Annotated in this window: 6 protein-coding genes; 4 read left to right on the top strand and 2 right to left on the bottom strand. The window is 62.4% G+C overall.

Going from position 1 to position 7,897, the window contains the following annotated elements; all coding sequences use genetic code 11:
• Nucleotides 1–82: 82 nt before the first annotated feature.
• Nucleotides 83–292, top strand: coding sequence for a hypothetical protein (locus HHL21_RS21480; protein ID WP_206085969.1), 210 nt, complete (start codon nt 83–85; stop codon nt 290–292).
• A 110-nt stretch (nt 293–402) separates the two neighbouring features.
• Entirely contained in the window at nt 403–2,532 is a 2,130-nt protein-coding gene (locus tag HHL21_RS21255) for a TonB-dependent receptor family protein (protein ID WP_169469664.1), read from the top strand.
• A gap of 2 nt (nt 2,533–2,534) precedes the next feature.
• Here HHL21_RS21255 and HHL21_RS21250 read toward each other — a convergent pair whose 3' ends face one another.
• Both HHL21_RS21250 and HHL21_RS21245 read right to left on the bottom strand, forming a co-directional pair.
• Nucleotides 2,535–4,010 (bottom strand): DUF3482 domain-containing protein, encoded by a 1,476-nt coding sequence (locus tag HHL21_RS21250; protein WP_169469662.1) that lies wholly within the window; start codon nt 4,008–4,010, stop codon nt 2,535–2,537.
• Nucleotides 4,007–5,482, bottom strand: coding sequence for a DUF2868 domain-containing protein (locus HHL21_RS21245; protein ID WP_169469660.1), 1,476 nt, complete (start codon nt 5,480–5,482; stop codon nt 4,007–4,009). Before HHL21_RS21245 ends, HHL21_RS21250 begins: the two co-directional genes overlap by 4 nt.
• 261 nt (nt 5,483–5,743) lie before the next feature.
• Between HHL21_RS21245 and HHL21_RS22320 the strand changes: the two genes are divergently transcribed.
• Complete coding sequence (locus tag HHL21_RS22320; protein ID WP_502570751.1) at nt 5,744–6,493, top strand: hypothetical protein; 750 nt, start codon at nt 5,744–5,746, stop codon at nt 6,491–6,493.
• The gene (locus tag HHL21_RS21240) at nt 6,429–7,712 is read left to right on the top strand and encodes an alpha-amylase family protein (RefSeq protein WP_502570754.1); all 1,284 of its coding nucleotides are present in this window, start codon (nt 6,429–6,431) and stop codon (nt 7,710–7,712) included. The genes HHL21_RS22320 and HHL21_RS21240 overlap by 65 nt, the downstream gene beginning before the upstream one ends.
• Nucleotides 7,713–7,897: the final 185 nt, after the last annotated feature.

The following is a 7,897-nucleotide window of genomic DNA, read 5'->3' as shown; positions in this document are numbered from 1 at the left end:
TCAGTGACCGAAGTCACTGGCACCTTCATCAAACGCCCACACTTATCGACTGTTAATTTTTAAAGAACTTGTTTTGTGTTGCTTGCTGCTCATCGACAAAGCGTTTTGTTTGTCAGCAGCAGAGAAGGAAGAGTATGAAGCTTTCGCTGTATTTCGTCAACCCTCTTTTTTACCGCGTCGTCTTTTTCAGACGACCCTCACAGCTCAGCAACTACTTGATTTCGTCAACCAATTCTGCGGGGAGGCGAACTATAGCAAAGGCCGCAGAGAGTTGGCAAGTGATTTTGCGTGAGATTGTTGAAAGTCCTTTTCAACCGCGCCTGGCATGCCTTCGTATATTGTTAAACTCGCATGAATGACGCCGCATCCCAGCCGACGTCATTCCAGGAACCAGGAGAGAAGATGCGTTTGCAGTGCCCGTTTCGCCTTACCGCCGTCGCCGGCCTGTTTGCCACCTCCGCCGCAGCGGCAGCGCAGGTGCCGCCGCAACTGCTGCCTTCCCCGCTCGCGGCGGTCGTCGTTGTCAGCGGCAGCCGTGTCGAACACACCAGCTTCGACTTTCCGGCGGCGATTGATGTCGTCGACGCCACGCGTATCCGAAGTGGCCAGATCCGGGTGAACGCGTCCGAGGCACTCAGCGCAGTACCGGGACTGGTGGCCCGCAACCGAGAAAATTATGCGCAGGACCTGCAGATTTCCTCCCGCGGTTTCGGCGCGCGTTCGGCGTTCGGCGTGCGTGGCGTACGCCTGATCGCCGACGGCATCCCCGCCTCGATGCCCGACGGCCAAGGACAGGCCGCGACCTTCAATCTCGACATGGCCGAGCGCATTGAAGTATTGCGCGGCCCCTTCTCCGCCATCTATGGCAATCATTCCGGCGGCGTGATCCAGCTATTCACGCGTGACGGCGCCGGCAGGCCGTCGGTGGAATTGAACCTGTCCGGCGGTGGCGACGGCACGCGCAAACTGGACGTGAATGCGCAAGGCGAATCGGGAGGTGTCGGCTACGTCATTGACACATCCCGCTTTGAGACCGATGGTTACCGCGACCACAGCGCCGCGCGGCGCGACCAGTCGTTCGCAAAAATAACCGTGAAGCCCGGCGAGTCAAGCCGGCTTACGCTGACGGCAAGCGCGCTCGATCAGGACGATACCCTCGACCCGCTTGGCGTTACCTGGGACACCTTCCAACGTGACCCGCGCGCTGGCGAAATCGACCTGAGCGACACTGCCGAGCCCAAACGAACGCTGGCCGAACGCTATAACACGCGCAAGAGCACCAGCCACAAGCAACTGGGCGCCTCATTCGAACAGCGCTTCGGCGACGACCGCCTGCGCATGGTGGCGTATGGCGGCAACCGCCAGGTAATCCAATACCAGTCTTTCTCGCGAGGCTTCCAGGCGCCAGCGAGCCACTCGGGCGGCGTGATCGACTTCGACCGCGACTTCCACGGCGTGGATATCCACTACACGCATGTGCGCCATCTCGGCAACGGAAAGTTGAGCGCGACGGCTGGCATCGATTACAGCAGATCGACTGACGCACGGCGCGGCTACGAGAACTTCGTCGGCGCGCAGTTCGGCGTGATCGGCACCCTTCGGCGCGACGAAGAGGACGTGCTCACCGGCGTCGACCCCTACCTGCAGGTCGAGTGGGAAAGCGGCCCATGGGTCTTATCCGCCGGCCTGCGCCGCAGCCGGCTCACGGTCGAGGTGAATGACTTCTACCTGTCCAATGGTGACGATAGCGGCGCCGCCGAGTACCGTGAAACGACACCGGTGACCGGCGTGCTGTACAAAGTCTCGCCTGTGCTGAACGTGTATGCCAGCGCGGCGCGCGGGTTCGAAACGCCGACCTTGAATGAATTGTTCTATTCGCCGTCCGGTGCGGGCTTCAATTTCGGCCTGCGTCCGGCCGGCAGCAAGCATGCGGAAGTCGGCGTGAAGGCGATCGTCGGCAGTAATACCCGTGTGAACGGCGCCCTGTTCCAGGTGCGTACCGAGGATGAACTGGTGGTCGACACATCCGGCGGTGGACGCACCAGCTACCGCAACGCGAGCGAGACCTTGCGCCGCGGCGTCGAGTTGTCCGCGGAGACGTCGTTCGCTGACGGCTGGAGCGCTCGGATGGCAGTTACAGCTTTGCGCGCGACCTACGAAACCGGCTTCGGGACAGTCGCCGCTGGCAGCAGCCTGCCTGGCATCCCGCGTGCAAACCTGTTCGCAGAACTAGCATGGAACGACAAAGCCGACCGCTTCGGCGCCGCGCTTGAAGGGATCGCCAGCAAGAAGTTCTACACAGAAGACACCAACACCGAAATTCCAGCGCCGGGTTACGGCGTGCTGAACGCGCGCGTGCAGGCAAAGCAAAGCGGCGGGCGCTGGAAGTTCACGGAGTTCGTTCGGCTTAACAATCTGCTCGACCGCAGTTACGTCGGCTCGGTCATCGTAGGCGACGCTAACAAGCGCTATTACGAAGCCGCGCCGGCCCGCACCTGGCTGGCCGGCGTGAGCGCGCAGTATCAGTTCTGACGTTACAGCGGGCGCGCGATCATGGCGGGCAGGCTGCCGGGATACAGCGCGTTCAGGGTGTCGGAGGTGACCTTCAGCACGACTGAACCTATCCGCTCATGCGCAGCGGTGCTGTCCTTCTCTACGCGCAGCGCTTGCCACAGGTCGACACCAACTGCATGCGCAGCAACCGCCCTTTCTACTTCCGCCTGCCAGAACGGCGGCGCTTCACTTTCGACGAAATTGCCGCGGCCACGGCCGAAGTGCGCGACCGCGAGGTAGCGCAGCACGCTGGTCACCATCAGCGACTGCATGAATTGGTCGGCGAACTGCATGGTGGTCCGGTTCCGTTCCGTGGTCGTGTTGAAGCCCCAAGCCGCGCCAGCCATTGTCAATGCACCCACGATTCCTCCGAGGATGGCGCCTGCGCCAAACGTCATTCCACCCGCCATCAGGTCCGCCGATAGCCCGGTCGCCGCGCCGGAAACGACTGCACCGAGCAAGCCTGCCTGCGCTTTGTCGACCGGCGCGCGTATCGAAAAATTCTCGCGCACGCGCGCATTGACCTTGGCGGCCGACGATGGGTCGAGCTGGTGAAGCCTCAACAGCTGTGTAGTCGTCGCCGCGATATTGATGTTGAGGCGTTCGACCAGCTGGGCCATCGCTTTCTCCTGGCGCTGCCGGTCGCTCTTTGCCAGGCCAACGGCCTTCATCGCGGATTTCACCAGGCTCTTTTCTTCCTCTTCGATAGGCTGGCTATCCTGCGCAGCTGTTACCAGCTGCGACGCGGTAAGCCGCATCGCTTCATGGAAGCGATTCAAGTTGTTCGCTTCCCACGCGGCGAACAAGCGCGCGTAGCCGGCGCGCTTCGATTCATCTACAACCTTTCCGACCGCCTCGTAGAACACCCGTTCGTGCACCCAGCAGCGCGCAAAGGCGTCCATCGCCAGCACATCGCGCACGATCGGGAACTGGTCGAGGTGCTGCTTCCAGCGCGCCTGCTCCGCCTGTTCGTCGGACGCCGGCCGTGGTGGGCCAAGCTGGTTGAGCAGGACAACTACTGGCTTACCGAGCCACTCGAGGATCTTCATTTCCGACGGCAGGTAACCGGCGTCGTTCGGAATCTCCGATGAGTTGACCAGGTAAAGGACGACATCCGCATTGTCCCTGGCCGTACGCAGCGCCTGCTGGCTTAGCCAGAACGGGCGGTCGCGGTAGCGGTCGATGACCTCGCGCAGGAACCAGCCGATCGGATTGCCCGACATGGCGAGGCGCTTCAGCAGCCGCACCGAATCGCCGAAGCCGGGCGTGTCCCATAGGTGCAGCGTGTCACCCGCATCGGTCGTGAGAAGCGGATGCGATTCGGCGAACACCGTCACGTGCGCCGCGTCGCGCACCTCTCCCACATCGACGCCGACCAGCGTGCGCGCCAGCGTGGTCTTGCCGTTGTTCGTATGCGAGATCAGCGCAAACTGGATCTGGACCGGGCCGCTGCTCATGGCGCTGCCGATACGACAGGCGCGGCGTCAGCGTCGATCGGACGGCGGGCGGGATCGAGCAGGTTGACGATCGTGGCGGGTGCATGATGGAAGTGACAGAACTGCTGCCACAACGCGATTCGCTCGGCAAGGCGTTGCTGGCCATCTGGTCCGCCAAGGCGTTCGGCGAAGCCCGACTCGTCGACCAGTACCGTGATGCCGCGCGGGGAATGACGCACGACGTAGTCGAGGAAGGCGCCGTGGTTTTCTTTCTCTGGCGTGGCCGCGAGGTTAAACAGAACTGCCGTCAAGGTCGCACCGCTGTCTTTCAAATCGATGTCGTGCAGCAGGGTCGTCAGCTCTTCGCCGTAAGCGCTCGACGGGCGCAGCATCACGCGCGCCTGGTCGCCGAGCACCATCGCGGCGATCGCGGACAAGCCGTGGTCGCGCGCTTCGTCGATGCTGAAGCTGTATGGCAGGACGCGCAGGACGCCCGGCTCGTTGGCGCCGGCTTGCGCGGTCAGCTTGCGGAAATAAGGTTGGTCGAGGTCGAGCGGGAAGTGCCGCGCGAGCGCGCGGGCGCGCCAGTGGGAAATGAAAGCAAGAACGAGGCGCGGCAGTACCACAAGCAAAAACAGCGTGCCGGCGTAGAGGTGCACCCAGCGCGCCCCGGCGTCCGGCGTTTGCGGCCGCGTGAAGCGCAGCGCTTCGATGTCGCCTATCGAAAAGCCGGGAATATTAAAGGCCGCCGTCGCCGGCGCGAACAGCACCGACAGGATGGCGTGTACCTGCGACGCGTCGAGGAAGGTGCTCTCCCATCCCGCGACGTACTGCGACAGGAAACCGCGCGCGTACAGCGACAGCATGGCGCCGACGCCGAACATCGCCGCGGTGAGGTGGAAGGTGCGGCCAAGGCGCGCGCGCGTAAGGCGGTCGCGCAACGCGGCCCACTCAGACATGAACGACAGCAGCGCCACTGACAGGACCTGCGGCAGCTTGCGCTTGATAGCCGACTTGCCCGCGCTCGCGCGGCGCAGCAGCTTTTTGCTGGCCCAGCCGGTATGTTTGGATGGTACGAAGAGCCACGCAAGCAGCATCACATACACCAGCAGATTCCAGCCGATGATCGCGAGCAGCGGCGCAGACAGCAGGTCGACGCGGTGCGGGTCGGTGATCCGGTCCAGGCCCGCGCCAAGAATCAGGCCTGCGACCGGGAGCGCGATTGAAAACCCTTTCAGGCCCGGCCTGCGCTGCGCGAACGCGGCGAAGGCCGGTGTACGTTCGGACAGGCGCTTGAGTATCAGTTCGGCGCGCTGCTGCAGGACGTGCTCGCCGGTGACCGGCGACTTGCTGTCAGCCGCCTGCCATTGCGCCAGCTCCTTGGCGCTGCGGCTGGCATACATGCGATCCTCCTGGCTGAGGATCTCGCTCTTTGTATCCACCGTTTCGATGGCGCGCACCAGCACCACGTCCCTTGCGACCTGTTCGTTCATTTTGTCCGTTTAGATGAATTGGCAACATTGACATGCCAATTGTGACGTACTTTTGTAACGTACGGTTGTTTGAACGGGCAATTGAACCAGCTTGGACGTTGTCAGCGTTCGGTGGCAGCCTCCCCCGCCGCGAGCTTACCAAGGAGTTTAACGCGGTTGGCCAGCACGAAGGAAATGAAGGCAGGCTCCTTGACGGCGAGCCTCACGAGCCTTGGCAACAATGCGTAGCAATAAGTCGCCACCCTCCTCACTGCCTCGTCGTTGTTCAGAGCCGACTGCGTTGCCACTGGCCTTGGCGCCAGCTACGACGCCACCAAGGCCAACGTCACAGTCAAAGTCTACTCGGGCCGCGCCACGCGCATCGAGCTCTACCTCTACAGCACGGCAACGGGCACGGCGGAGAAATCCCGCGTGGTCATGACGGCGGGAGCCGGCGGCGTGTGGAGCGCCACCATTCCGGTCACGACACTCAACAGTCAGGGCCTGTCGGGCACGCTTTACTATGGCTACCGCGCCTGGGGACCGAACTGGCCGTACAGTACGAGCTGGACGAAAGGCACGGCCACCGGCTTCATTACCGACATCGACGCCAGCGGCAACCGCTTCAATCCCAACAAGCTGCTGACGGATCCGTACGCGCTGGAACTCAGCCACGATCCAACGACGCCGACGATGACCAACGGCACGATCTACGCCAGCGGCGCCACCTACCGCAACATCGATACCGGGTCGAGCGCGCCGAAAGGCATCGTGCTGGCCGGCGATACGCAGTCGATCGGCGTCAAGCCGACCCGCGCCCTGAAGGACGATGTGCTCTACGAGGTCCACGTGCGCGGGCTCACCAACAACGCAGGGCATCAAGGTGCTGGTCGACGTGGTCTACAACCACACCGGCGAAGGCGGCGCCTGGTCCGGCACGGACAAGACGACATACAACATCTACGGCATGCGCGGGCTGGACAACCCGACCTACTACAGCCTCACATCGGACCAGCAAAACTCATGGGATAACACCGGCGTGGGCGGCAACTACAACACGCGCAACCTGATCGCACAGAACCTGATCGTCGATTCGCTCGCTTACTGGCGCGACAAGCTGGGCATCGACGGCTATCGTTTCGACCTGGCATCGGTACTGGGCAACACCTGCGAACACGGCTGCTTTAATTTCGAAAAGATGGATTCGGGCAATGCACTGAATCGCATCGTGGCGGAACTGCCGCCGCGTCCGGCCGGCGGCGGTTCCGGCGTGGACCTGATCGCCGAACCGTGGGCGATTGGCGGAAATTCCTACCAGGTCGGCGGCTTCCCAAGCGGCTGGGCGGAATGGAACGGCGCTTACCGCGACACAGTGCGGCAATCACAGAACAAGCTGGGATCGGCAGTCGTCACCACCGGACAGATGGCCTCCCGTTTCGCCGGCTCGAGCGACCTGTACGGCGACGACGGCCGCAAACCGTGGCACTCGGTGAACTTCGTTACTGCGCATGATGGCTTCACATTGAAGGACCTGTACAGCTGCAACGTGAAGAACAATCTGCAGGCCTGGCCTTGGGGACCGAGCGACGGCGGCGAGGACAACAACAACAACAGCTGGGACCAGGGCGGCATCGCGACCGACCAGCGCAAAGCCGCACGCAACGGCATGGCGCTGATGATGCTGTCGGCCGGCGTCCCGATGATTGTCGGCGGCGACGAAGCCTTGCGTACGCTGAACTGCAACAACAATCCTTACAACCTGGACTCCAGCGCGAACTGGCTGGGCTGGACCCGTACCACGGACCAGAACAACTTCCAGGCGTTCAGCAAGGCGATGATCGCGTTCCGCAAAGCGCATCCGGCGTTACGGCCAGCGAATTTCTATTCGAGTGTCGATAACAATGGAAACGTCATGGAACAGCTGCGTTGGTTCAAGCCGGATGGCGCGGTCGCGGATGCGGCCTACTTCAACGATGCGGCCAATCATGCGATCGCCTGGCGTATCGACGGCAGCGAGTTAGGGGATACGGCATCGGCGATCTACGTCGCGCACAACGCGTGGAGTGGACAGGTGAACTTCAGCTTGCCGTGGCCTGGCGCCGGCAAGAGCTGGTATCGCGTGACCGACACCTGCACCTGGGCCGAAGGCGCCAACCAGGTGCGTACGCCCGGTACGGAAGACGCCATCGGCGGTGAATACACCAGCTATGGCGTATGTGGCCGCGGCACGCTGGTGCTGATCGCTAAGTAAGAGGCAGGGGCGGCTTGCGGGCCGCCCTTGGTTAAAGAGGACACGGCGTGCGAAATTTGGACGAAAAAAAACCCGCCGGCACACGCCAACGGGTTTTTTTCTTATAACTAGCCTGACGATAACCTACTTTCACACTGGTTGCAGCACTATCATCGGCGCAAAGTCGTTTCACGGTCCTGTTCGGG

This window comes from Massilia polaris, assembly GCF_012927275.1.
GTDB lineage: Bacteria > Pseudomonadota > Gammaproteobacteria > Burkholderiales > Burkholderiaceae_D > Telluria_A > Telluria_A polaris.
The sequence above is the reverse complement of the archived record's forward strand: the minus strand, read 5'-3'. Positions and strand labels throughout refer to the sequence as shown.

Bases quoted from the DNA above. Each gene is read 5' to 3' on its own strand.
- HHL21_RS21255 (WP_169469664.1), top strand. From the start codon at position 403: ATGCGTTTGCAGTGCCCGTTTCGCCTTACCGCCGTCGCCGGCCTGTTT.
- HHL21_RS21250 (WP_169469662.1), bottom strand. From the start codon at position 4,010: ATGAGCAGCGGCCCGGTCCAGATCCAGTTTGCGCTGATCTCGCATACG.
- HHL21_RS21245 (WP_169469660.1), bottom strand. From the start codon at position 5,482: ATGAACGAACAGGTCGCAAGGGACGTGGTGCTGGTGCGCGCCATCGAA.
- HHL21_RS21240 (WP_502570754.1), top strand. From the start codon at position 6,429: ATGCGCGGGCTGGACAACCCGACCTACTACAGCCTCACATCGGACCAG.